We start from the raw sequence: 22152 nt of genomic DNA, 5'->3' as shown, positions 1-22152 counted from the left end.
ATGCTCACGGCAAAGCTCGGCCACTGGCACACCGCCTTCAGCCTGGCGCAGGATCGCAAGGATCTGGGGTTCGTTAAATCTCGTCATCTTCATCAGAATCTCCTCAGATATCTTGCCGAGAAAATTCTACTTACGCAGCCCCTTAGTTTTGGGGAGGATTACCCGAGCAGCGGTTCATGATGGCAATGCGGATCTGGATTTCGGCGGTCTGGCGGTCCGGTTCTCGTGACATGATCCGGTCGCCGAATAGCTTGAGGCGGTTCATCTGGGCTTCTACGCGACTTCGGGCGTGATAGCCGACCCATTTCTTCCAGATAGATCGCCCCAAGCATCGCGTCGCCCGCAGGATCTGGTTTCGCGAAATCGCAGCAGGGCAGTCCGGCTTCCAGGCGCGACCATTACGACGGATCGGTATGATCGGTTCCGCCCCATGGTCGAGGATAGCGGCGTGGCAACGGCGTGTGTCATAGGCGCCATCAGCGGTGACTGTCTCGATGTCTTCTCCAACAGGGATCTGGGACAACAACTCAGGGAGAATGGGGCTGTCGCCCTGTCTGCTTGACGTGAATTCGACCGCGGCGGATATTGCCAGTGGCGGTGTCCATCGCCAGGTGGACCTTGCGCCATTTGCGCCTGCGTGTTGCGCCATGCTTGCGTGCCAGCCATTCACCATCTCCGCGAAAGCGGATGCCAGTGCTGTCGGTCAGCAGGTTCAGCGGCTTGCCGGAGCGCCGATACGGGATCTGCACTGCGATCCGCGCCTGGCGTCGGCACAGCGTCGAATAGTCAGGCACTGCCCAATCCAGCCCAGCCATCTCGATCAGGCTCGCGACCAGACCGACGGTCTGACGCAGAGGCAGGCCAAACAGGACCTTCAACGTGAGGCAGGTCTGGATGGCACTGTCGGAGAAGGTCTCGGGATGGCCGCGCTTGCCAGTTCTCTGCGCGTGCCAGATCATCTCCGGATCGAACCAGATCGAAAGGGAGCCACGTCGCATCAACGAGGCATTATAGGCGGACCAGTTCGTCGTGCGGTAGCGGGTGGCGTCGGACTTGGGCATGACACCGATCTAACGCTCAAGATTCACGAACTGAATCCCCCTCACTGATATGTGCAACAAGCCCATCCACCTAAGAAGTCTTGTAGCCTTGCTCGAACGCGAAGATCTTATGCTTAGACAGATCCCCATCTAAGTCATTGAAAAAAATGATTTAGCCTCTTTCGTCTCGACCTGGCGCCACGCAAACTTATCCGCTCACCTACACACACTCAGAAATCGAGGTTTTCCACGCTCAGTGCATTGGCCTGTATGAATGCGCGGCGCGGTTCGACCACGTCTCCCATGAGCTTGGTGAACAAATCGTCCGCTTCGGCCATGTCATCGATCTTTACCTGCAGCAGCGTGCGTGCGTCCGGGTCCAGCGTGGTCTCCCAAAGCTGGCTGGGGTTCATTTCGCCCAACCCTTTGTAGCGCTGCAGTGACAGACCCTTTTCACCCTCTTCCAGCACGGCGCGCAGCAACTCGAGCGGGCCGTGGATGAGTTGCTTGCGGTCCTTGCGTTCGAGCGTTGCCGGCAGGTCGTAGACCGCCTGCAGACTCTGCGTGAAACTGCCGGTCTTGCGCGCTTCGCCCGAGCGCAGCATCGGCCCGTCCAGTGTCCGCACTTCTTCGACGCCACGCAGGATCCGGGCAAGGCGGATGCCCTTGTCCTGGGTGACCCGGCCCATCCAGCCACGTTCGTACTCCGCCGCGATCAGGTCGAGCCGGGCCGCGACCTTGTCGGCCACGCCTTGCAGGTTGGCGTCGACGGCTCCGGGGACAAAGGCGCCGGCAATGGCGGCCTGCTCCAGGATGTGGCGGGGGTAATGCGTCGGAAATACATCCAGTACCCGTTTGAGCTGGCGCGCCTCATCCACCACACGGGACAGATCCTGTCCGGTGATCTCTTCGCCGTTGCCTTGCCGCAGCAGGGTGTTGTCGATGCCTTGCTGCACCAGATAGCTTTCCATTTCGGCCTGATCCTTGAGGTAGACCTCGGACTTGCCGCGCGACACCTTGTACAGCGGCGGCTGCGCGATATAGAGAAAGCCGCCTTCGATCAGCTCGGGCATCTGGCGGTAAAAGAAGGTCAGGAGCAAGGTGCGGATGTGGGCGCCATCGACGTCGGCGTCGGTCATGATGACAATCTTGTGGTAGCGCAGTTTGGCGATGTTGAATTCGTCCCGCCCGATTCCGGTGCCCAGGGCCATCACCATGTTGCCGATTTCCTGAGACCCCAGCATCCGGTCGAAACGCGCGCGTTCCACGTTCAGGATCTTGCCCTTGAGCGGAAGGATCGCCTGGGTCTTGCGGTCGCGCCCGGTCTGGGCAGACCCGCCGGCACTGTCGCCCTCGACCAGAAAGATCTCGGTGTTGACCGGATCCTTGTCGGAACAATCCTTCAGCTTCGAACTGAGAAAGTTCATGTCCATCGGGTTCTTGCGGCGGGTGAGTTCGCGTGCCTTGCGGGCGGCCTCGCGTGCCATCGCCGCTTCGACGATCTTGCCGACGATAACCTTGGCCCAGTTCGGGTTTTCCTCGAACCATTCGGCGAGCTTTTCGTTCATCAAGCCTTCAACTGCCGGGCGCACCTCGGAACTGACCAGCTTGTCCTTGGTCTGGCTGGAAAATTTGGGGTCCGGCACCTTGACGGACAGCACACAGGTCAGACCTTCGCGGGCGTCGTCACCGGTAAAGGTGACCTTCTCGCGTTTGGCGATGCCCGAGGTCTGGGCATAGTTGTTGATCGTCCGGGTCAGGGCGCCGCGGAAACCAGCCATATGGGTGCCGCCGTCCCGCTGGGGGATGTTGTTGGTAAAGGGAAGGACGTTTTCGTGATAGCTGTCGTTCCACCACATTGCGATCTCGACCCCGATGCCGTCACGTTCGCCGCTCATGTAGATCGGATCGGTCATGATCGACGTTTTCGAGCGGTCGAGATATTTGACGAATTCCCGCACGCCGCCATCGTAGTAAAGCTCGGTGCGCAGCGGCTCGGCCGGACGTTCATCTTCGAGAATGATGCGGACGCCGGAATTCAGGAAGGCGAGTTCGCGCAGGCGTTTTTCCAGCGTGTGAAAATCGTAGTCGAGGTTGGAAAAGGTCGAAGTCGCGGCGAGAAAGCGGACTTCGGTGCCCTTGCGGCCGTTGGCATCGCCTATGACCCGCAGCGGCTCGACGGTAAAGCCGCCCTCGAAGCGGGCATAATGCTCTTTGCCGTTGCGGAAAATGCGCAGCTCCAGATAATCGCTGAGCGCGTTGACGACCGACACACCCACACCGTGCAGACCCCCCGAGACCTTATAGGAGTTCTGGTCGAATTTGCCGCCGGCATGCAGCTGGGTCATGATGACCTCGGCGGCCGAAACCCCTTCGCCTTCATGCATGTCAACCGGAATGCCGCGACCGTTGTCGCTCACCGAAACCGAGTTGTCGGCGTGGATCTTGACGTTCACCGCATCGGCATGACCGGCCAGCGCCTCGTCGATGCCATTGTCGACGACCTCATACACCATATGATGCAGGCCCGAGCCGTCGTCGGTGTCACCGATATACATGCCGGGACGTTTGCGAACAGCTTCTAACCCCTTGAGAACTTTGATGGAACTTGCGCCATATTCCTCTGGGATCTGCTCGTTTTCGGCCATGCGGTCTATCCTTGTACTTTGGACCCGATTTATACGGGGCAAAGCCGGGATTGTCACGCTCCTGACACCATATTTTGTGGTCGGAAACGGGCTCTGCGGCTAGTTGCGCAAAGCCCTGCTCAGATTGTCTGCCGGGGCCAGAACCGACTCCTCGGTGTCGACCAGATCCACCAGCCGGGCCGAGGTCACATCGGCCCGGGACAGGTCGGCTCCGGTCAGACGGGCCCGCGTCAGATCGGCTCCGGCAAGCGAGGCAGTGGCAAGGTTGGCCCGCGAAAAATCCGCGCCGGTCAGGTCGGCAAAATCGAACACCACGCGCAACAGGTCGGCGTCACTGAAATCGGCGCCGACGGCAGTGGCCCCGGTCAGAACGCCGCGCATCAGGCCCATCGACTGATTGGTCAGGTCTGCACCCAGTGACGCCCCGGCAAAGCTGGCGTTGGTCAGGTCGGCTTTGGTGAAATCGGCAGGGGCGGATGCTCCGGAGAGATCCGCGCCGCGCAGCGAGGCGCGCGACAGTTGCGCCTGGAACAGGCTTGCGCCTCTCAGATCCGCACCGTCCAGAGTGGCTCCGACAAGCCACACCTGGTCCAGAATGGCCCCGGCGAGGTTGGCTCCGCTCAGATCTGCCTGGTTCATCCGGGCTGCGCGCAATGTTGCGCCGCGGAAATCGAGACCGGACAGGTCGAGCCCGTTCAGCCGTGCGCGTGTCAGGTCGGGGGCAGGGCCATCCAGTATCGCCTGCACATCGGTGCGGCTCAATGTGGCCTGGGTCATCGCCTCGGACATCATGTCGACGCCATCCATCACCGACTGCGCCGCCACCGGCGCGGCCAGCAGCATACAAGTCACAAATCGTGCAATCATCACATCTCTCCCTGTCGCGCAGCTTATCAGAGAGTGGCACCATCCCATGGAACGTGTTTGTGATGTGCCTGTGAGACCGCGCTGCCCTGAAAGCCAGCTATGTGAAGGGGATCACCAGACCGACGCCGATCAGCAGCACACCGGCGGTGATGTTGGTGCGGCGCAGGGCGGCGGGCGAGGACAGCAGCCGTTTCGCCCGGTCGATGGACAGTGCCAGCACGAGATTGCCCGCCAGTGGCACCAATGCCGAGATCAGCGCGATCGCCAGCATGTCGGGCCAGCGCAGGCGCGTCAGGTCAAAAAAACCCGGCAGCACGCCCATATAGAACAGAATGGCCTTGGGATTGCCGAGAATGACCGCCAGTCCAGCAAGAAAGCCCGCCAGCATCCCGGGCCGCGTCAGTCGCGAATCCGAGGCGATCCGGGCATCGGCATGGCGGATCAGCAAGACACCCATGACCAGGAATGTACCGCAGGCGACCCAGCGCAGCAGCGCCATGAAACCGGCAAACACACCGACAATCCAGGTGACGCCAAGGATGGCAAGAAACGGCCACAAGATGTCCCCGACCACCACGCCCAGGGCCAATGGCCAGGCGGCCTGAAAACCGCCAGACAACGCGCGGGCCGTCAGCGCCACCCACACCGGCCCCGGGGTCAGGAACAGGATCAGCAGCGCCCCTGCATATAGCGCCATGTCCGCAACCGTGATCGTCATGCCTGTTTCACCACGGAAACCCCCTCAGTCTCGGTCACTTCCAGATACTGTGCACGTGTTCCCAGCGCATCGAAGAGGGACCGTTCGGTTCCGGTCATCCACGCCTGCGCACCGATCGCGCAGATCTCGTCGTACAGTGCGGCGCGGCGGGACTGGTCAAGGTGGGCCGCCACCTCATCCAGCAACAACAGCGGTGGCGCGCCGAAATCCGGCGCCAACGCCCGGGCATTGGCGAGGATGAGCGAGATCAGCAGCGCTTTCTGCTCTCCGGTCGAGCAATCCGAGGCGGGCACCTCCTTGGCAGCGAAAACCCCCAACAGATCGGCGCGGTGCGGTCCGACCAGCGTGCGCCCGGCCGCGAGGTCGCGCCCCCGGGTTTCGGCGAGGGCGGCGCGCAGCCCCTCTTCGGAATCCGGCATCTCACCCTCGGTCTGGACCAGCGTCAATGTCGCGACGGGAAAAGCCGTGTGTGCGCCGTTCTGTGCCGCACTCAGCCGCGAGAGCGCGGCCTGGCGGTTGGCGTGAATTGCGCTGCCGGTCCGGGCCATCTGACGTTCCAGTGCGCCATACCAATGGGCGTCGCGCACCTGATCCTTCAACAGCCGGTTGCGTTCGCGCATCGCTTTTTCATAGGTCAGCGACAGATCCGCGTGGTCCGGAAAAAAGCTGAGCGTCGTCCGGTCCAGAAACCGCCGACGCCCTTCGGCGCCCTCGATCCACAGACGGTCCATTGACGGCACCAGCCAGAGTACCCGTGCGATGCGGCCCAGGGCCGACTGCGGCGCGGGTTTGTCGTCGATACGCACCTGCCGCGGAGCGCCGTCTTCCGACAGGAAGCTGACCTCGTGCGCGCCCTGCGGGCCGCTGATCTGGCCGGTGACCTTCCACCCCAGCGCCTCGGGGCGGCGGGTCATCTCTTGCGCCGAAGCGCGGCGCATTCCGCGCCCCGGAGAGAACAGGGAAACGGCTTCGAGCAGGTTGGTCTTGCCCGCGCCATTCGGACCATGGATCGCAACGGGGCGCGGATCCACGGACACTTCGGCGCGTTTGTGCGACCGGAAGTGTGACAGGGTCAGGGTGTCGAGCGACAGCGGCACGGTCAGGACACGCCGCATGCGGCGAGGTCAGGTCCAGGAGCAACGGCGCGGGCCAATGTCAGGCACATGTGCCGGGCGCGGCAGCGCGTGTCACACCCGCATCGGCATGACCACATAGACGACGGACAGGTCATTGCCTTCGCGCATCAGCGTCGGGTCACCCGATGAGTTGAACATGAACACGGCATTCTCGCGATCAACCTGGCTGGCGATCTCCAGCAGGTATTTGGCGTTAAAGCCGATATCCAGCTTTTCGTCACTGTAGGCGACGGCCAGCTCTTCTTCGGCGGCACCGGAATCCGGGGCGTTGACCGACAGGATCAGGCGGTCTTCGTCCAGCGACAGTTTCACGGCGCGCGACCGTTCCGAGGACACCGTCGCCACCCGGTCAACAGCTCTGGCGAATTCGGCGGCGTCAACTTCCAGCCGTCGGGTGTTGCCCTGCGGAATCACGCGGGTGTAGTCGGGAAAGGTGCCGTCGATCACCTTGGATGTGAGGGTGATGTCGGGGGTGGCAAAGCGCACCTTGGTTTCGGACACCGAAACCGCGATCGTCATGTCGTCGTCGTCCAGCAGCTTGCGCAGTTCGCCCACCGTCTTGCGGGGAACGATCACGCCGGGCATATCTTCGGCTCCGGCGGGCAGGTCGGCGTCGATCCGGGCCAGACGGTGCCCGTCCGTGGCGACACAGCGCAGTTTGGGGCCGCCATCACCCTCGGCGGTGTGCATGTAGACACCGTTCAGGTAATACCGCGTCTCTTCGGTCGAAATGGCGAATTTCGACTTGTCGAACAGCCGCCGCAGCACTTTGGCGGGGGCCGAAAAGTTCGCGGAATATTCCGAGGTCGCCATCACCGGGAAATCTTCGCGCGGCAGGGTGGCCAGCGAAAAGTTGGATCGTCCGGCTTCGACGGTGAGGCGTCCGGTGGCCGCCTCTTCCGTCAGGGTCACCAGCGCGCCATCGGGCAGCTTGCGCACGATCTCGTGCAGGGTCACGGCGGAAACGGTTGTGGCGCCGGCGCGTTCGACCGTGGCGGAGGCTTTGTCCAGAACCTCGATATCGAGATCGGTGGCGCGGAACTGAACAGAGGCGCCCTCGGCCTCGATCAGCACATTGGCAAGGATCGGGATCGTGTTGCGCCGCTCGACCACTGACTGTGCTTGCGACACCGCCTTGAGCAACGTGCCGCGCTCCATACTGAACTTCATGATTTTGCCCTCTCCGTGTGGCCGGAGGTGCACCGTAGACCGAGGCGCACGCTGCTCCAACCGCTTTTCTTTGTTTTGTCCGATGGTTTTGCAGGGGCGTCAAGGGCAGCAGGCCGCCCGGAGGCGGCCTGAGTGCAACTGTTGTCCCGGAGTCTCAGCGATCAGGCTTCAAGGGCGCGGCGCAGCAGCTCCAGGTCCTCGGCAATCTGGCCGTCCTGCACCTTGAGCTCTTCGATGCGCTTCACGCCATGCATCACTGTCGTGTGGTCGCGGCCACCAAAACGGCGACCGATCTCGGGCAGAGAGCGGCTGGTCATCTGCTTGCACAGATACATTGCGACCTGCCGTGGCCGGGCATAGTTGCGCACCCGCTTGGGTCCGATCATGTCGGACAGGCGGATGTTGTAATGTTCGGCGACCTTGCGCTGGATTTCTTCGATGCTGATCTTGCGTTCCGACGCGCGCAGCACATCGGCCAGACAATCCTGCGTCAGATCCAGGGTGATGCGCTTGCCCACAAGCGAGGCAAAGGCGAACAGCCGGGTCAGCGCACCCTCGAGCACACGCACATTGGTCGATATGCGGTGGGCGAGGAATTCCAGCACGCCATGATCGATGTCGAGATCCGGATACAGCGCCGTTTGAGCATCCACCTTGGTTTGCAGAATGCCCAAACGAAGTTCGTAGTCGGTGGGGTGCAGGTCCACCACCAGACCCGACTGCAACCGGGACCGGATGCGGTTTTCCAGATCCTTGATTTCATCCGGGGCGCGGTCGCCCGAGATGATGATCTGCTTGTTCTGGTCCACCAGCGCGTTGAAGGTGTGAAAGAATTCTTCCTGAGTGCTGTCCTTGCCGGCGATGAACTGAACGTCGTCCACCATCAGCACATCGACCGAGCGGAACAGCTCTTTGAAATCCATCATCCGACGTTCACGCAGCGCCTGTACAAAGCGATACATGAATTGTTCGGCAGAGAGGTACAGCACGTTCAGTTCGGGATTGCGGTTGCGCAGCTCCCAGGAGATTGCATGCATCAAGTGGGTCTTGCCCAGGCCGACACCACCGTACAGGAACAGAGGGTTGAATGTGACCGGGCCGCCTTCGGCAACGCGCCGTGCGGCCGCATGGGCCAGTTCGTTCGGCTTGCCGACCACGAAAGTGTCGAAGGTGAATTTCGATTCTAGGGGCGCACTGGGCAGCAGATCCGAAACCGTGGTCGTCGCTGTCTTTGCTTTGGCCGGGGCTGCGGCGCGGGGGCGGTCTGAATTCGCGACCTTGAACTGGATGCGGCGGATATGGCTGGCCACTGACGTCAGCTGCGAGAGCAGCAGATCGCCATAATTCTGTGACACATAGGTGCCCATGAAGTTGGTCGGGACCTCGAACACGGCAACGCCGTCGTTGGTGCCGTCATAAGACAATGGCCTGATCCACGTCTTATAGTTGTTCTCACCGACCGTCTTGCAGAGCCTATCCTGCAATGCGCCCCATTGTTCCTGTGTCATGTGTCCCCGATCCGTTCCCATTCAGCAGCCTAAGTATACGTGGACTGCTCACCCACGCAGCGGACACTTCGACAGGGGCACGGGCCATACGGTCCGGTGCAGCAGATGCACCGGTTGCGACCAATGAAAAGGCGTGTGCCGCATTAAAGGCGTGCCGACCTCTGACGTCCCGATCAGAAGCAACACACCGCGTGCGGCGCCTATATATGGACTTGGCAGAAGGCAGCGCCTTCGTCTTCCGCAGGATCAAGGGCAGCTTGATCCCAGGAATGCAGAAGACTCGACCAACACGATGGCCCGATTCTGCTGCCTTGTCCCCCCAGCGAGTGACTCGCATGATGGTTTTATCAGGTGACTTCAAATCGCAGCAACTGATCTTCTGTGTTGACTCAGGATTCACCAAAAAGAATCTCGTGGGGTGATCAATTTGTTGCGTAAGTCTTTGGTCCGGATGTGAAAAAACGCAAAAGGCACCACATATTGTGGTGCCTTCGGTAGTGCATGCTATGGATAGCGGTAGCTTAGGCGATCGCCTTCACACGCGACGAAAGCCGCGAGATCTTGCGGGATGCGGTGTTCTTGTGAAAGACGCCTTTGGTCACGCCGCGCATCAGTTCGGGCTGGGCTGCGCGCAGCGCTGCTGCTGCGGCGTCCTTGTCGCCGGAAGCGATAGCTTCTTCGACTTTGCGGAGGTATGTGCGGATGCGTGAACGGCGGGCTTTGTTGATTGCAAAGCGCTTTTCCGACTGGCGGGCGCGTTTCTTGGACTGCGGTGTATTGGCCATGGTTCGATTCCCAGTTCTGAGTTCCAAATGATCGGCGCAATACCCCTGGGTTCCGGACTCATGGTGACCGGATCGATTCTTGCCAGAGCGGGCATCACGCGCATGTAGCGAGGGCCTATAACCAAGTTTGGCCGCGAAGCAAAGTGCAAACTTGGCCAATCCTTGAGTGTGGCGGATTGGACACCCGTGCCTGATTCCCAGGCACGGGTTTTTGCAAGTGACGAAACGTCATCTGTCGCGGAACTGCGCCGTCCGTTTTTCCAGGAAGGCGGACATGCCTTCCTTCTGATCTTCGGTCGCGAACATCGCATGGAACAACCGCCGCTCGAACAGGATGCCTTCGGACATCGTCGTTTCATAGGCGCGGTTCACCGCTTCCTTGACGGCCATTGACGTCAGCAGCGACTTTTCCGCGATCTTCTGGGCGGCGGCCTCGGCTTCGTCCATCAGGCTCTTGGCGGGCACCACGCGGCTCACCAGTCCCGAGCGTTCGGCCTCTTCGGCATCCATGAAGCGGCCCGTCAGGTGCATGTCCATGGATTTCGACTTGCCGACAAACCGGGTCAGGCGCTGCGTGCCGCCGATGCCGGCGACCACGCCCAGATTGATTTCGGGCTGGCCGAACTTGGCGGTATCGGCGGCAATGATGAAATCGCACATCATCGCCAGTTCGCAGCCGCCACCCAGGGCATACCCTGCCACGGCGGCGATGATCGGCTTGCGGGTCCGGGCGATGGCTTCGGATTCGGTGCCGAAGAAATCCGACAGGAACATTTCGACAAAGGTCTTCTCGGACATCTCCTTGATGTCGGCCCCGGCAGCAAAGGCCTTGGCGGATCCTGTCAGGATGATGCAGCGGACCTTGTCGTTCCCATCCGCATCCGCCAGGGCGCCAGCCAATTCGCGCAGCAACTGTGAGTTGAGCGCGTTCATGGCGTCGGGGCGGTTCAGCTTGATGGTGGCAACGTGGTCTTCTACTTCGACGATGATCGTCTCATAGGCCATGAAACATGCTTTCGGTTGTTTCGTTCAGATTTTGAAGCCTTACCATCTAATCGTGTTGGTTCAAGCTATCTTTGACAGGTCGGACAATAGAAGGTCGACCGTCCCGACTGCACGATGCGGTGTACGGAATCCGGGCATCCCGCTGTGTGACAGGGTTCGCCCTCGCGACCATAAACGTCAAAGCTGTGCTGAAAATATCCAAGTTCGCCATCGGCTTGCCGGAAATCGCGCAGCGATGAGCCACCGGCCTCGATGGCCTCTGTCAGCACCTGCCGGATGATCGGCACCAGGGCCTCCAGCCGGGAGGTGGCGATACTGCCTGCCTTGTGCATCGGATTGATCCGGGCGCGGTAAAGTGTTTCGCAGACATAGATATTGCCCAATCCTGCGACGACCTTCTGATCCAGCAGCGCCGACTTTACCGGTGTGTTGCGTTTGCCGAACCGCGTGACCAGGTGCGTTTCATTGAAAACGTTGCTCAGGGGCTCGGGTCCGAGCGCGGCCAGCAATGGGTGATGTTCGGCATCGAGTGTGGCCATCAGGTCCATGGCGCCGAACCTCCGGGGGTCATTGAAGGTGATGCGCGCGCCGCTGTCCATGTGCAGCACGACGTGATCGTGCTTTTGGGCCGCCGGGTGGTCATGGGCAAATTTTCCCAGCGGATCGCCGGAAATCAACATGCGTCCCGACATCCCCAGATGAACCAGAAGTGTTTCTCCTGTGGACAGGTCGGCCAGGACGTATTTCGACCGCCGCCGCAGCGCCAGCACCCGGGCACCGGTCAGCCGACGCGCCATGCCATCGGGAAAAGGCCAGCGCAGATCGGGGCGGTTCACCTCGGCCTTAACAATGACTTGCCCCTCCATCACAGGGGCGAGCCCGCGACGGACTGTCTCGACTTCGGGCAATTCGGGCATCCGGCGGGGTCCTGTGACATGGGGCGCATTGTAACGGCCCCCTCGCGCTCTATAAGAAAGAGCGGAACGAGGGACAACAAGACGCCATGACCGACGAGACCGCAAAAACCACACATTTCGGCTTTGCCGATATCCCCGAGACCGAAAAGGCCGGCCGCGTGCGCGGCGTCTTCGGCTCGGTCGCCTCCAAGTATGATGTGATGAACGACGCCATGTCGATGGGCATCCACCGGATCTGGAAAGATGCGATGATGGACTGGCTGGCACCACGGGCGGGACAGAAACTGCTGGATGTGGCGGGCGGGACCGGCGACATCTCCTTCCGCTTCCTGAAGCGCGCCGGATCGGGACATGCCACGGTGCTGGATCTGACCGAACCCATGCTGGTCGAGGGGCGCAAGCGTGCCGAAGCCGAGGCGATGGCCGCGAGCCTTGACTGGATCGTCGGCGATGCCATGGCACTGCCGTTCGAGGACAACACCTTCGACGTCTACACCATCTCGTTCGGCATCCGGAACGTCACCCGCCCACAGGAAGCCCTGAACGAAGCCTACCGCGTGCTGAAGCCCGGCGGCCGGCTGATGGTGCTGGAGTTCAGCCAGATCCCCAATCCGGCGATGCAGTGGGCCTATGACCGCTATTCCTTCAATGTCATTCCCGCCATGGGGCAGGTGATTGCCAACGACCGCGAGTCCTATCAGTATCTCGTTGAATCCATCCGCAAGTTCCCGGATCAGGAAACCTTTCTGGGCATGGTGCGCAGTGCCGGGTTCGAGCAGGCGAAGTATCGCAACCTGACGCTCGGCGTGGCCTGCCTGCACTCGGGCTGGAAACTTTAATGCGTGGACCTCACAATATCTGGCGGCTGATCCGCACCGGCGCAACGCTGGAACGCACCGGCGCGATGGGCGTCGTCCTCGATGCCTTCGAGGCCCCGCCATCCCTGCGGATTGCGGCGCGCGTGCTGGGCTGGCCATTCAAATGGCTGGGGTACGAAGGTGATCCGGAAATGCCCCCCGCCACCCGTGCGCTGACCGCGCTGGGGCCTGCCTATATCAAGTTCGGACAGGTGCTCAGCACCCGGCCGGATCTGGTTGGCGACGAACTCGCCGTGCAACTCCGGGTGCTGCAGGACAAACTGCCGCCTTTCCCGGTGGCCGAAGCCAAGGCGACGGTTGCACATGAACTGGGCGCTCCGGCGGACACGCTTTTCTCCAGCTTCAGCGATCCCGTCGCGGCGGCCTCGATCGCGCAGGTGCACAAGGCCACAATTGCCGCCACAGGCGAAGTTGTGGCGGTCAAGGTGTTGCGTCCGGGGATCGAAAAGGCCTTTCGCAAGGATATCGACGCCTTCTGGCTGGCCGCGACTCTGATTGAATGGGTGTCGCCGGGATCACGGCGGCTGCACCCGATGGACGTGATCGCGCATTTCGAAGGCGTGGTGATGGGGGAACTTGACCTGCGGCTTGAATCCGCCGCGGCTTCGGAATTCGCCGCCAACACCGGGGGCGATGCCGGGTTCACGCTGCCGGCCGTGAAATGGGATCTGTCGGCGCGCCGGGTGATGACCCTCGGCTGGGCCGAAGGCGTCCCGATGGGGGACAATGACGCCATCGAAGCCGCCGGCCATGACCGCGTCGCGCTCAGCGAACGGGTGCTGCAACTGTTCCTGAATCACGCCCTCCGGGACGGATACTTTCACGCTGACATGCACCAGGGCAATCTCAAGGTCGCGCCCGACGGGGACATCATCGCGCTTGATTTCGGCATCATGGGCCACATCGACGAATACACCCGCCGCGTGTACGCCGAAATCCTGTTCGGGTTCATCCGCAAGGATTACCGGCGGGTCGCCGAAGTGCATTTCGAAGCTGGCTATGTGCCGGCCGACCGCGATGTCGAAGAATTTGCGCGCGCCCTGCGCGCCGTGGGCGAGCCGATCTTCGGAATGGACGCCACCGGTATTTCGATGGGACGTCTGCTGTCGTACCTGTTCGAAGTGACAGAGCGCTTCGGCATGGAAACCCGGACCGAACTGATCCTGCTGCAGCGCACCATGGTGGTGGTCGAAGGCGTCGCGCGGTCACTGAACCCGCATATGAACATATGGAAAGTCGCCCGGCCCGTGGTCGAGGACTACATCAAGAAATCCATCGGACCGCGTGCCGTTCTGAGTGATCTCAACAAGACAGCGCTGGTGCTGGCGCGTTTTGGCCCCCGCCTGCCGCGCCTGGTCGAGGCGGCCCTGATCCGTCAGGCCCAGGAACCGGCAGTGGTAGACAGGGCGCCTTGGGTGACCCGGCTGCTCTGGCTTGGCGCCGGGTTGCTGTTGGGCGTCGCGCTGATGATGATGCGGGCGATCCTGGCTTGAACCGCACCCGGATGTGACGCGCCTTTCAACGCCGGTACAAACGGAAAACGGCGACCCGAAAGGGCCGCCGCATTCAAATCTGTCATGATCGCAGGAAATGCGGATCAGTTGGTGCCGCCACCATTTTTGCCGCCGTCCAGAGACGCGGCGATGCCGACGATCCCAGCGGCAGTGCCGATAATGACAAACGGGGACAGCTCGACGCCCTGAGTGGACACGAACGGATCAGCAGTTTTGGTCTCAGCAGCAACCGGCAGAGCGGCCGATGCGGCAACGGCAGCAGCCGCTACGATGATCGAAAGCTTTTTCATAATTTTCTCCAGACTGTACAACATGGGCGCTAAAAGCACCCCGTGAATGCGAACCTACACGCAATAAGGAACGCGTTCAAACACGATTTTGCCTCGCCTGCGGACAAAGCGGGCCCGATTTCGCAGTCGCGGCATTTGGGCAACATAACAGCAAGACGCCGCAATTTTCAGCAGTCGGCACGACCGCCGGTCACCGATGGAAAGTCGTTTTTGATCAGTGTTTTGAGGGGGCAGGCAGGTTTTGCGCAATTGGTTCGTTTGGCACAGTTTCGCAACGCTCAAGGATTGGGCGAAATCCAGCGTATGGCGGGTATCGGCCATATAAAACCCGCCATGGAGCGGGCACAGGTGCCTCAACCCGGGGCCCGGATGCCTGCAACCCGCGAAGATTCAACCTCGCTGCCGTCCGACAACCGCAGCAGAATCGTCTTGCCTTCGATGCGCGCTTCCTCAATCCCGCTATAGGCTTGCGACTGCTGTGTGTTGATGAGTGCGCCGTTGGAATAGCTTTCGATCTCGAACCTGTAAATGTCTGCGGGAAAGGGCGCTCCGGTATCGTCCAGACCCAGCCAGGTGACGGCATCCTCGCCAGTCTGCAGCGGTTGGCGCCCGACGACAGTTCCGGAAGAATTGCGTACGACCAGCACAGCCGAGTCCGCCTCGGCCGCGTAGTTCGGCCGCAGATGGACCGGACCGCCGTCGAAGGCAACCGGCGCCCGCGCCAGAGCTTCCATGCCCACCCAGCCGGCGAGCTGACCCAATGTGCCGCCGCCCATCTGATCCCCGAGCGCCCGCAGGAGGTCGTTGGTCAACACCTGCTGTTCGACCGAGGAAAAGGTCGCCAGCTGGACGGCATAGTCCGATGAATCCACCGGGTTGAGCGGATCCTGGTTCTGCATCTGCACGGTCAGCATCCGCAGAAAGGTTTCAAAATCCGAACTCAGCTGCCGACCGCTGTCTGAAACAGTCGGTGACGCACTGCTTCCGAATTGCGCGCTGGCCGAACCGGTCTGCGATTTCAGACCGGTGTAGGCAGGCGGTGCGACCTTGGTGATGTCCATGAAAGTCTCCTCAAAGGCGTATATCAAGTTCGTCGCGTGAATCCTGCAATGGGCTGCTCGGCACTGCCTCGGTGACAGTTGTCGCGGTGCCTGCGGTGCCAGACGACTGGCGGCCGCCCTCTGTCGCACCGCCCTGAGGCTGTTTGGACCCGTCGCTGTGTTGTCCAAAGGTAAATTCCACGCTGGTGTAGCCCAGGTCGCTGAACTCGCTGCGCAGTTGGTCGATGTGGCGCCGCAGAAGGTCCAGAGTTTCCGGGCGCTCGGATGTGATGTGCAGCATGATCCCCTGATCCGCGGACGCCATGTGCATACGCACGCGGCCCAGTTCTTCCGGGTTCAGTCGCAGTTCAACCGGGCCGTCCTGAATTTTGCCGGTGATTTCGATCACCTGGCGCATCACCGACGCGGCATATTCCCCGCGGGAGGGCAACGGAGCGCCGGAAGATTGAAAGGTCTGTGTGCCGCCAAGGTTTTCAGCGGGCAGGAACGGTATGGTCGAATCGAACCGCTGTCGCGTTTCGCCGGGTGCCGCAGCGTTGCCGGTCGAAAGGATGCGGGGCTTGTCGGGTATTCCCTTGGGTGTCGGCTTCGCAGGTTTTGCAACTGTTCTCCCTGTGTCAGCCATCCGACCCATGTCGGTTAACCCTTTCTCATTACGAGGCACACTCCGATGGGAACGCGGCGACGGCGGGAGCGCTGTTGCCGAGGGGGTCAAAGCCTGGACCGGGGCTGTGCCAGTTGCAGGTGCAATCCCGCCTGCGGTGCCGTCACCAGCAGTTACAGCCGGCGCCGGGCGCTCATATGTCGTTGAAGCCAGATTCGATGGAGTGGTTTTGAGCGGAGTCGCAATTTGGAGTTCGGGTGGGCCTTCTCCAGCGGACCTGCCCGGTCCGGCCCGCGTTTCGTGCTTCGGATTTCGGGTGATTTCCAGTGCGGAGTCTTGCACGCTGCTTTCCGCAGCCGCGCGCATGGGAACTTCGGAAGCGATTCCGCGGTCAGAAATTTGTCCGCTCAAGGCGGTGGTGGATAGGGGCGTGTGGGCCGGTCGGGGCCGAGCGGTCGCTGGGTGATCCTTCAGAGTGCCAGGTGTCCAGTCTGGTGCATCTTTGGCCGCTGGCGCGTTGGGCGTGAATCCCACTCGCACAGGTGTGACGGGCTCGCCTTCGTTGTGCGCGAAAGGGACGGTGATCTCGAACGTAGTTAGAACTGCGGCCTGTACAGGCGCACGTCCAAATTGCGAATGACCTGTCAGCCGCGATCTTTCGATTGTCTTATCCAAATGGCCTTCGCGCTGGACGAAACCCATTTCCGGCGCAGGCGCGGATGCCAATTGGCGTGAGGCCATTTCCATGGGCTTCAAAACCGACTTCAGGGTCCTTTCGGAGTTTTCGATCTGTGTATTGGCGTCATCGCCTGCCGACTTGACCTTAAGCCGTTCATGCGGAGGTTTTGCCTCTATGGCGCCGCCGAGGCCGACGGGCTTTTGCAGGGCAACCGGCGGATTTGTGCGCCGAGGCGCATCAAGTGGTGATGTGGCCCACCACTGATTGCGGTCAATAAGCTCCCGCTTCGAAGTAGTCGCAGTGACATCGACCGGTGGCATTTCCATATTGGAAGAGTGTGCCTTCGGTTGAGCATCCGCGATGTTGCCGATGGCGTTGTCTGCGAGTTGCATTGGCGCGGGAGATGCAGGCGCAGGACGCTTTCCTGTCTGATCCAACATCGTTTTCTGCGGTGCGGGATGTACTGCCAAATGGCTGTCACCTTTACCGGACCGCACAATTCGGGCGGCTTCAAATGTCTCGACGGGTGCCTTGCCAGTCAACTTGTCCAGCGACCCTTTCTGGCTGTGAGTCCTGCCCGTGGGCTCAGATGGACTTGCGCCTGCCTGTCTGCCGGTGTTTTCGGGCTCGACGCCCGACGCGATGCCGACTGTCCGTGGCCTAGCAGACTGCGGAGTTTGAGGTAAATTTTTGTGGGCCGTATCTCGGAAAATCGGAACAGATGCCTGCTCAATTATTGCGGGGGTGTCGGGTTTTGAATGTAGCGCAGACGACGTAGGCAGCCTGTTCGAATTTGAAAAGAATGCGTCCTTGGCCATATCGCTGTCCACTTCGTTGCGCGTCGCGCGACCCTGTTCGGGCCATGTTGCTCCACGCGGATTCAGATTCCATGGCGGGCCGGTGCGTTCGTTGTTTGTCTGGAAATCGCCTTTCTGGGGCGCGGCCACAGTCTGCTTTGGAGCGTCGGTCCGCGGACTGTCATGCCCACGCATCCGGTGTTCCCTGTGCGATGCGACAACAGGCTTTTCTGGCGGCGAAATTATGAAATCCGGATTGACCTGCGGCGTCTGTGCCGGTTTTGGAGCGATCGTGCTGGTTGCCACAGGGCGAATGCTCTCGATATTTCGGGTCTGAAGGGATGGACCAAGGGCCTGCCGACTCGGGGGAGCGCTGTCCTCACCTTCGCTTTCAGGTCGGCCTGAGGTCAAAACTGGCAGCAAGGGACCTGTCACCCCCAGAGGGGCCCGAGAGCGAATATTCGGTTCAGGACGGGTCTGCGCCGCGGACCCGAATTCAATGTTGGTCGATGCAAGTAGTCTGTTCCGGATATGGGCCGCCACTGCGGCTTCTACTTCAGATTGACCAGTGGATGCGGAAGGTAAGTTCCGGGGGACGAGCTGTGTGTAATCGGGAAAAATCGGTAGAGCTCCGCCCGCCCGGACTGCGTGATCAGCAAGGTGGCGATCTGAAATCGCAGAATCAGGCCGGGGTACATCCTGTGCAGTCGGCAGTCCTTGTTTGATCGCGCCGGGTGTTGGCTCGCCCAAGTTCTGATCGTGTTTGAGCATATTTTTCATTCCAAATGCAAACCTGTCAGCTGGTTGCGCAATGCCGGTGGTATAGCGTTCTGGCGCGACAGATACGGAGACAAGAGTTTCTGGTTTTTCTGCCTCCAGCCGTCCTCCCGACACTTCATAAGCTTGACGCTCAATCGTTTTGGCGTCTTTCACTGCGGCATTCTTTTCGGGTGCCGACTCCACTGGCTCAGCAGTGAAATCACCGTCATCAGGGTCGCCGCTCGCGATCCGCGGCGGCTCTGTTTCGCTGAGCGAAGGGACCCGGGCGCTGTCGCTGACGTGTTCCCAATTCCGGTCCATATCAATGTCACTGCCTGGATCCGCGACCTTGACGATTGCCTCAGACACGTCGTGTTCGTTCGGATCCGCGGACTTGACGGGCGGGGGGGCACTCCTAGCTTCCGGCGACCTGCCAGAATTGGCCGATGCCTGGTTTTCCGAATCGGGGTTTTGCTGACCCTCCCGTCCCATCGTGGCGAAAGTGGCCGCAAAACTGCCTGTTGTCGGATCCGGTTCAGGGGAGCGTCGCATGATCGCTGACGCATTCACTAGTGGGATGCCGGTGAGACTAGGTACCATTGGGGGCTCCGGGAATTTTTTCATCCATCACCCTAGATCGGGTTTCCTTACCGCATCTTTACCGACTCGGCGATCTTATGGGGCAAGTGCCTCGAATTGGAGCGAATGCCATGGATCCCGTCTATCTCTCTCGCGCAGTTCCGGAGCCCGCGTCGCGCCGGGATGCCACGCTGCGTGACGCCGCCAAGGAACTGGAGGCCGGATTCCTGGCAGAAATGCTTGCCGCCGCCGGTCTGGGCAAGACCAGCGGTGCTTTCGGAGGCGGGATCGGCGGGGATCAGTTTGCCTCGTTCCTCCGCCAGGAACAGGCTCGTGTCATGGTCGCCAGTGGCGGCATCGGGCTAGCAGAAACAATCTATAACGCGTTGAAGGATCGAGACGATGATGGAACAGACAGACGCTGATATCACTGTGGCGCTCGACAGGTTGCTGGATGAAGAGCGGACAGCGCTCTTGGCGGGTGAGTTGAGCCGTATTGAGGGCATTATTCACCGGAAATCCGCTCTGATAGACGCCCTCGCGGAAAGCAGCATTGACGATTTCGCGGCGGTCTCCGCCCTGCAGGTCAAATTGAGGCGGAATCAGACGTTGTTTGATCAGGCTCTTGCCGGAATCCGCACGGTCGCAAGTCGGCTGAGTTCCCTGCGCCAATTGCGAAAAACCTTGGAAACCTATGACCACCATGGGCGCAAGTCGGCGTTATTGATCGCCGATAATACCAAGCTTGAACGCAGGGCGTGAGATTTGTCTCAAATGCGCAGCAGAGCGCGGGATTGGATTAGGACTCCGTTAGGTTTGCCAGGTGCATGGTGACAGAGCATCCCGACGGGTGGCGCAGTAGCGGAAATACCGCATCTGCATGTGTCAGAAAGACCCTTCAGACGCCGAAGGTGGCGATATCGAAATCAGGCGCAAAAGCGTCAACCGACTGCAAGGAAGACTAGCGATATGTCAAGCATTCTGACCAACAATGGCGCTATGGTTGCGCTGCAAACCCTGAAAAACATCAATTCGAACCTCGGCAGCATTCAAAGCCAGATCTCGACCGGAAAAAGCGTGGCGAATGCCAAGGATAATGCGGCGGTCTGGGCGATTTCCAAAGTCATGGAATCGGACGTGAAGGGCTTCAAAGGTATTTCGGACAGTCTCAACCTCGGCGAATCCACTGTTTCGGTGGCGCGACAGGCCTCTGAAACCGTGACAGATCTGCTGACTCAAATGAAAGGCAAGATCGTCGCGGCTCAGGAAGCGAACGTCGACCGCGCCAAGATTCAGACCGACGTTGCGGCGCTTCGCGATCAGATCACCTCGGTGGTGGGTGCTGCACAGTTCAACGGTCTCAACCTGCTGTCAAACACCGAGTCCGACGCCGCAGCTCCTGCCGCCATTGTCGGCTCCAGGAACGTGGATATTCTGTCGTCGCTCGACCGTTCGGGCACCGGAGTAGCCGCCAGCAATATCAGTGTGGCCAAGCAGGATCTTGGAATTGGCGCGAACACGCTCGGCACAATGAGTGAAGAGGTCGGTGCGACGGCCACGGTTGCTGCCGGTGCGACAGCGACTTACGCCACATTTGCCGAAGACGCTGCCACAGGAATTCTGGCAGGCAATTCCTTCGGGTTCAACGCTGTGGGAATTGTGGACAGCAATGGCGATGCGGTGAATTTCGATGCTGCGGGCGGATATGTGGCGCGTGATGGCGACACCCTTACCGATGTTGCGAACCAGATGGTTGCGAGACTGAATGTGGCCTCGTCCGAAGCGGGGTTGAAACTGTCCTTTTCGGTCAATGCCGACACTGAAGGCCAGATCGACGTGACCAACAATCGCGAACTCGCTATCGACATCGATATTGCCAACGTGACGCAGTTTGATTCCGCCGCAGGCGTGGACGAAGCCGACGGTACTGTCGGAGGTGGTCTCGAATTGGTGGCCAATATCGATGTGACAACCAATGAGGGAGCCGAAGCCGCTCTGAATGCAATTGAGTCGCTGATTCAGACATCAATCGATTCAGCCTCCAATTTTGGTTCAGCACAGGGTCGAATTGAAACGCAGGCGGATTTCATCACAAGCCTGAGCGACTCCCTGAAGTCAGGTATCGGCACACTCGTCGATGCCGATATGGAGGAAGCTTCCGCACGGTTGCAGGCCTTGCAGGTTCAACAGCAGTTGGGCGTTCAAGCGCTATCGATTGCAAACCAGGCACCGCAGTCGCTCTTGTCGCTCTTCCGTTGAAATCGTCCGACCGGGGGCCTCTCTGGCCCCCGGATCCACGCCCACCGACAGTAAGAACAGCTTTTGGAAGGATGTGACGTGAACGCGCATTCCCTGGCGCAACGCGCCTACTCGGCCACGGTCAGCTCGACCCGTTCTGAGCGCAGCACCGAATACGAATTGATAGCGCAGGTAACCCACCGACTGAAGTCAGCTGCGCAAAAAGAACAACGCGGATTTCCACAACTCGCCGCAGCATTGCACGACAACGGCCGCCTGTGGACCACGCTCGCGGTTGATGTCAGCAGTTCGGAAAACGAGCTGCCGCAGGAGCTTCGCGCGCGAATTTTTTATCTGGCGGAATTCATCAGGCATCATACTCGGCGAGTTCTTAAGGGCGAAGCAAAAGTGGGCCCCATTCTGGAAATAAATGTTGCCGTGTTGCGCGGACTAAGCGGCCGGAGGTCTTGCAAATGAGCAGGCTCGTCCTAAAGCTCGCTCCCAAGGAGCGTGTTCTGATCAACGGTGCCGTGATCGAAAACGGGGACCGTCGCAGCAGACTTTCCATCGTTTCGCCCAATGCCAATATCCTGCGGCTGCGCGACGCTTTGCATCCCGATGAGGTCCGCACTCCGGTTCGGCGCATCTGTTATGCAACACAGCTTGTTCTGACCGGTGATGCGGACCCGGTTGAAACTCGGCAAAGGCTTTTGCGCCACATCGAGGAACTGAGTCGTATACTTACTGATGCCGACAGCAGACACCTTTTATCATCTGCCACCGAAGCGTTGTTGATGGGAAAATTCTATCAATGCCTGAAATCGCTTCGAGCACTTATACCACGAGAAGAAAGGTTATTGGCCAGATGAACCCCGCAAGTCCTTGATGATGTGACCGCCCCCCGACGGCATCAATGTGCCAAGGTGGGTCTGCGATGATCCACAAAGGAGGACGGTCAT

General features: G+C 60.4%; 20 protein-coding genes and 1 pseudogene. 7 read left to right on the top strand and 14 right to left on the bottom strand.

The window, feature by feature from the left end; all coding sequences use genetic code 11:
* From FOY53_RS21420 to mutM, 11 genes and pseudogenes are all read right to left on the bottom strand, one after another.
* On the bottom strand, window positions 1–93 hold a 93-nt coding region (locus FOY53_RS21420; RefSeq protein ID WP_146592352.1), incomplete at its 3' end, for a transposase.
* A gap of 49 nt (window positions 94–142) precedes the next feature.
* Window positions 143–1061: pseudogene (locus tag FOY53_RS21415) on the bottom strand (IS5 family transposase).
* A 209-nt stretch (window positions 1062–1270) separates the two neighbouring features.
* A complete protein-coding gene (gene gyrB, locus FOY53_RS21410; protein ID WP_146592351.1) occupies window positions 1271–3688 on the bottom strand; it encodes a DNA topoisomerase (ATP-hydrolyzing) subunit B in 2418 nt (805 codons plus the stop codon).
* Between the two features lie 99 nt (window positions 3689–3787).
* Window positions 3788–4555: a pentapeptide repeat-containing protein gene (locus tag FOY53_RS21405; RefSeq protein WP_186766708.1), complete on the bottom strand. Its 768-nt coding sequence runs from the start codon at window positions 4553–4555 to the stop codon at window positions 3788–3790.
* A gap of 97 nt (window positions 4556–4652) precedes the next feature.
* Window positions 4653–5273, bottom strand: a complete 621-nt coding sequence (locus FOY53_RS21400) for a LysE family translocator (protein WP_146592349.1) — start codon at window positions 5271–5273, stop codon at window positions 4653–4655.
* A complete protein-coding gene (gene recF, locus FOY53_RS21395; RefSeq protein ID WP_186766707.1) occupies window positions 5270–6388 on the bottom strand; it encodes a DNA replication/repair protein RecF in 1119 nt (372 codons plus the stop codon). Before recF ends, FOY53_RS21400 begins: the two co-directional genes overlap by 4 nt.
* A gap of 72 nt (window positions 6389–6460) precedes the next feature.
* Entirely contained in the window at window positions 6461–7579 is a 1119-nt protein-coding gene (dnaN, locus tag FOY53_RS21390) for a DNA polymerase III subunit beta (RefSeq protein WP_146592348.1), read from the bottom strand.
* A gap of 161 nt (window positions 7580–7740) precedes the next feature.
* On the bottom strand, window positions 7741–9087 hold the full coding sequence (gene dnaA / locus FOY53_RS21385; RefSeq protein WP_146592347.1) for a chromosomal replication initiator protein DnaA: 1347 nt from the start codon (window positions 9085–9087) through the stop codon (window positions 7741–7743).
* A 521-nt stretch (window positions 9088–9608) separates the two neighbouring features.
* On the bottom strand, window positions 9609–9872 hold the full coding sequence (gene rpsT, locus FOY53_RS21380) for a 30S ribosomal protein S20 (RefSeq protein WP_146592354.1): 264 nt from the start codon (window positions 9870–9872) through the stop codon (window positions 9609–9611).
* A gap of 228 nt (window positions 9873–10100) precedes the next feature.
* The gene (locus FOY53_RS21375; RefSeq protein WP_146592346.1) at window positions 10101–10877 is read right to left on the bottom strand and encodes an enoyl-CoA hydratase; all 777 of its coding nucleotides are present in this window, start codon (window positions 10875–10877) and stop codon (window positions 10101–10103) included.
* Between the two features lie 65 nt (window positions 10878–10942).
* Window positions 10943–11794 carry a bifunctional DNA-formamidopyrimidine glycosylase/DNA-(apurinic or apyrimidinic site) lyase gene (gene mutM / locus FOY53_RS21370; protein WP_146592345.1) on the bottom strand — a complete coding sequence of 284 codons (852 nt, stop codon included), beginning with the start codon at window positions 11792–11794 and terminating at the stop codon, window positions 10943–10945.
* 86 nt (window positions 11795–11880) lie between these two features.
* On the opposite strand from mutM, the gene ubiE reads away from it, so the two are divergent.
* Together ubiE and ubiB are read left to right on the top strand one after the other, a co-directional pair.
* Entirely contained in the window at window positions 11881–12633 is a 753-nt protein-coding gene (gene ubiE / locus FOY53_RS21365; protein WP_146592344.1) for a bifunctional demethylmenaquinone methyltransferase/2-methoxy-6-polyprenyl-1,4-benzoquinol methylase UbiE, read from the top strand.
* Complete coding sequence (gene ubiB, locus FOY53_RS21360; protein ID WP_146592343.1) at window positions 12633–14165, top strand: 2-polyprenylphenol 6-hydroxylase; 1533 nt, start codon at window positions 12633–12635, stop codon at window positions 14163–14165. Before ubiE ends, ubiB begins: the two co-directional genes overlap by 1 nt.
* Before the next feature lie 104 nt (window positions 14166–14269).
* On the opposite strand, the gene FOY53_RS21355 is transcribed toward ubiB, so the two are convergent.
* The 3 genes from FOY53_RS21355 to FOY53_RS21345 all read right to left on the bottom strand — a co-directional run bounded on the left by FOY53_RS21355 (window position 14270) and on the right by FOY53_RS21345 (window position 18745).
* Window positions 14270–14476, bottom strand: a complete 207-nt coding sequence (locus tag FOY53_RS21355; RefSeq protein ID WP_146592342.1) for a hypothetical protein — start codon at window positions 14474–14476, stop codon at window positions 14270–14272.
* A gap of 353 nt (window positions 14477–14829) precedes the next feature.
* Window positions 14830–15537 carry a flagellar hook capping FlgD N-terminal domain-containing protein gene (locus tag FOY53_RS21350; protein WP_146592341.1) on the bottom strand — a complete coding sequence of 236 codons (708 nt, stop codon included), beginning with the start codon at window positions 15535–15537 and terminating at the stop codon, window positions 14830–14832.
* Between the two features lie 10 nt (window positions 15538–15547).
* The gene (locus tag FOY53_RS21345; protein ID WP_186766706.1) at window positions 15548–18745 is read right to left on the bottom strand and encodes a flagellar hook-length control protein FliK; all 3198 of its coding nucleotides are present in this window, start codon (window positions 18743–18745) and stop codon (window positions 15548–15550) included.
* A gap of 341 nt (window positions 18746–19086) precedes the next feature.
* On the opposite strand from FOY53_RS21345, the gene FOY53_RS21340 reads away from it, so the two are divergent.
* From FOY53_RS21340 to flbT, 5 genes are all read left to right on the top strand, one after another.
* On the top strand, window positions 19087–19380 hold the full coding sequence (locus tag FOY53_RS21340; protein ID WP_146592339.1) for a rod-binding protein: 294 nt from the start codon (window positions 19087–19089) through the stop codon (window positions 19378–19380).
* A complete protein-coding gene (locus tag FOY53_RS21335; protein WP_146592353.1) occupies window positions 19361–19717 on the top strand; it encodes a flagellar protein FlgN in 357 nt (118 codons plus the stop codon). Before FOY53_RS21340 ends, FOY53_RS21335 begins: the two co-directional genes overlap by 20 nt.
* A 207-nt stretch (window positions 19718–19924) precedes the next feature.
* Entirely contained in the window at window positions 19925–21214 is a 1290-nt protein-coding gene (locus FOY53_RS21330; RefSeq protein WP_146592338.1) for a flagellin N-terminal helical domain-containing protein, read from the top strand.
* 78 nt (window positions 21215–21292) lie between these two features.
* Window positions 21293–21670, top strand: a complete 378-nt coding sequence (flaF, locus tag FOY53_RS21325; RefSeq protein WP_146592337.1) for a flagellar biosynthesis regulator FlaF — start codon at window positions 21293–21295, stop codon at window positions 21668–21670.
* Window positions 21667–22062 (top strand): flagellar biosynthesis repressor FlbT, encoded by a 396-nt coding sequence (flbT, locus tag FOY53_RS21320; RefSeq protein WP_146592336.1) that lies wholly within the window; start codon window positions 21667–21669, stop codon window positions 22060–22062. Before flaF ends, flbT begins: the two co-directional genes overlap by 4 nt.
* The last annotated feature ends 90 nt before the right edge of the window (window positions 22063–22152 follow it).

Source organism: Puniceibacterium confluentis (assembly GCF_007923445.1).
GTDB classification, from domain to species: Bacteria; Pseudomonadota; Alphaproteobacteria; order Rhodobacterales; family Rhodobacteraceae; genus Puniceibacterium; species Puniceibacterium confluentis.
Note: the sequence above shows the minus strand (reverse complement) of the source record. Positions and strands in the feature narration are given on the sequence as shown.

Excerpts from the sequence above, each read along its gene's own strand:
- gyrB (WP_146592351.1), bottom strand. The coding sequence starts at position 3,688 with ATGGCCGAAAACGAGCAGATCCCAGAGGAATATGGCGCAAGTTCCATC.
- FOY53_RS21405 (WP_186766708.1), bottom strand. The coding sequence starts at position 4,555 with ATGATTGCACGATTTGTGACTTGTATGCTGCTGGCCGCGCCGGTGGCG.
- FOY53_RS21400 (WP_146592349.1), bottom strand. The coding sequence starts at position 5,273 with ATGACGATCACGGTTGCGGACATGGCGCTATATGCAGGGGCGCTGCTG.
- recF (WP_186766707.1), bottom strand. The coding sequence starts at position 6,388 with ATGCGGCGTGTCCTGACCGTGCCGCTGTCGCTCGACACCCTGACCCTG.
- dnaN (WP_146592348.1), bottom strand. The coding sequence starts at position 7,579 with ATGAAGTTCAGTATGGAGCGCGGCACGTTGCTCAAGGCGGTGTCGCAA.
- dnaA (WP_146592347.1), bottom strand. The coding sequence starts at position 9,087 with ATGACACAGGAACAATGGGGCGCATTGCAGGATAGGCTCTGCAAGACG.
- rpsT (WP_146592354.1), bottom strand. The coding sequence starts at position 9,872 with ATGGCCAATACACCGCAGTCCAAGAAACGCGCCCGCCAGTCGGAAAAG.
- FOY53_RS21375 (WP_146592346.1), bottom strand. The coding sequence starts at position 10,877 with ATGGCCTATGAGACGATCATCGTCGAAGTAGAAGACCACGTTGCCACC.
- mutM (WP_146592345.1), bottom strand. The coding sequence starts at position 11,794 with ATGCCCGAATTGCCCGAAGTCGAGACAGTCCGTCGCGGGCTCGCCCCT.
- ubiE (WP_146592344.1), top strand. The coding sequence starts at position 11,881 with ATGACCGACGAGACCGCAAAAACCACACATTTCGGCTTTGCCGATATC.
- ubiB (WP_146592343.1), top strand. The coding sequence starts at position 12,633 with ATGCGTGGACCTCACAATATCTGGCGGCTGATCCGCACCGGCGCAACG.
- FOY53_RS21355 (WP_146592342.1), bottom strand. The coding sequence starts at position 14,476 with ATGAAAAAGCTTTCGATCATCGTAGCGGCTGCTGCCGTTGCCGCATCG.
- FOY53_RS21350 (WP_146592341.1), bottom strand. The coding sequence starts at position 15,537 with ATGGACATCACCAAGGTCGCACCGCCTGCCTACACCGGTCTGAAATCG.
- FOY53_RS21340 (WP_146592339.1), top strand. The coding sequence starts at position 19,087 with ATGGATCCCGTCTATCTCTCTCGCGCAGTTCCGGAGCCCGCGTCGCGC.
- FOY53_RS21335 (WP_146592353.1), top strand. The coding sequence starts at position 19,361 with ATGGAACAGACAGACGCTGATATCACTGTGGCGCTCGACAGGTTGCTG.
- FOY53_RS21330 (WP_146592338.1), top strand. The coding sequence starts at position 19,925 with ATGTCAAGCATTCTGACCAACAATGGCGCTATGGTTGCGCTGCAAACC.
- flbT (WP_146592336.1), top strand. The coding sequence starts at position 21,667 with ATGAGCAGGCTCGTCCTAAAGCTCGCTCCCAAGGAGCGTGTTCTGATC.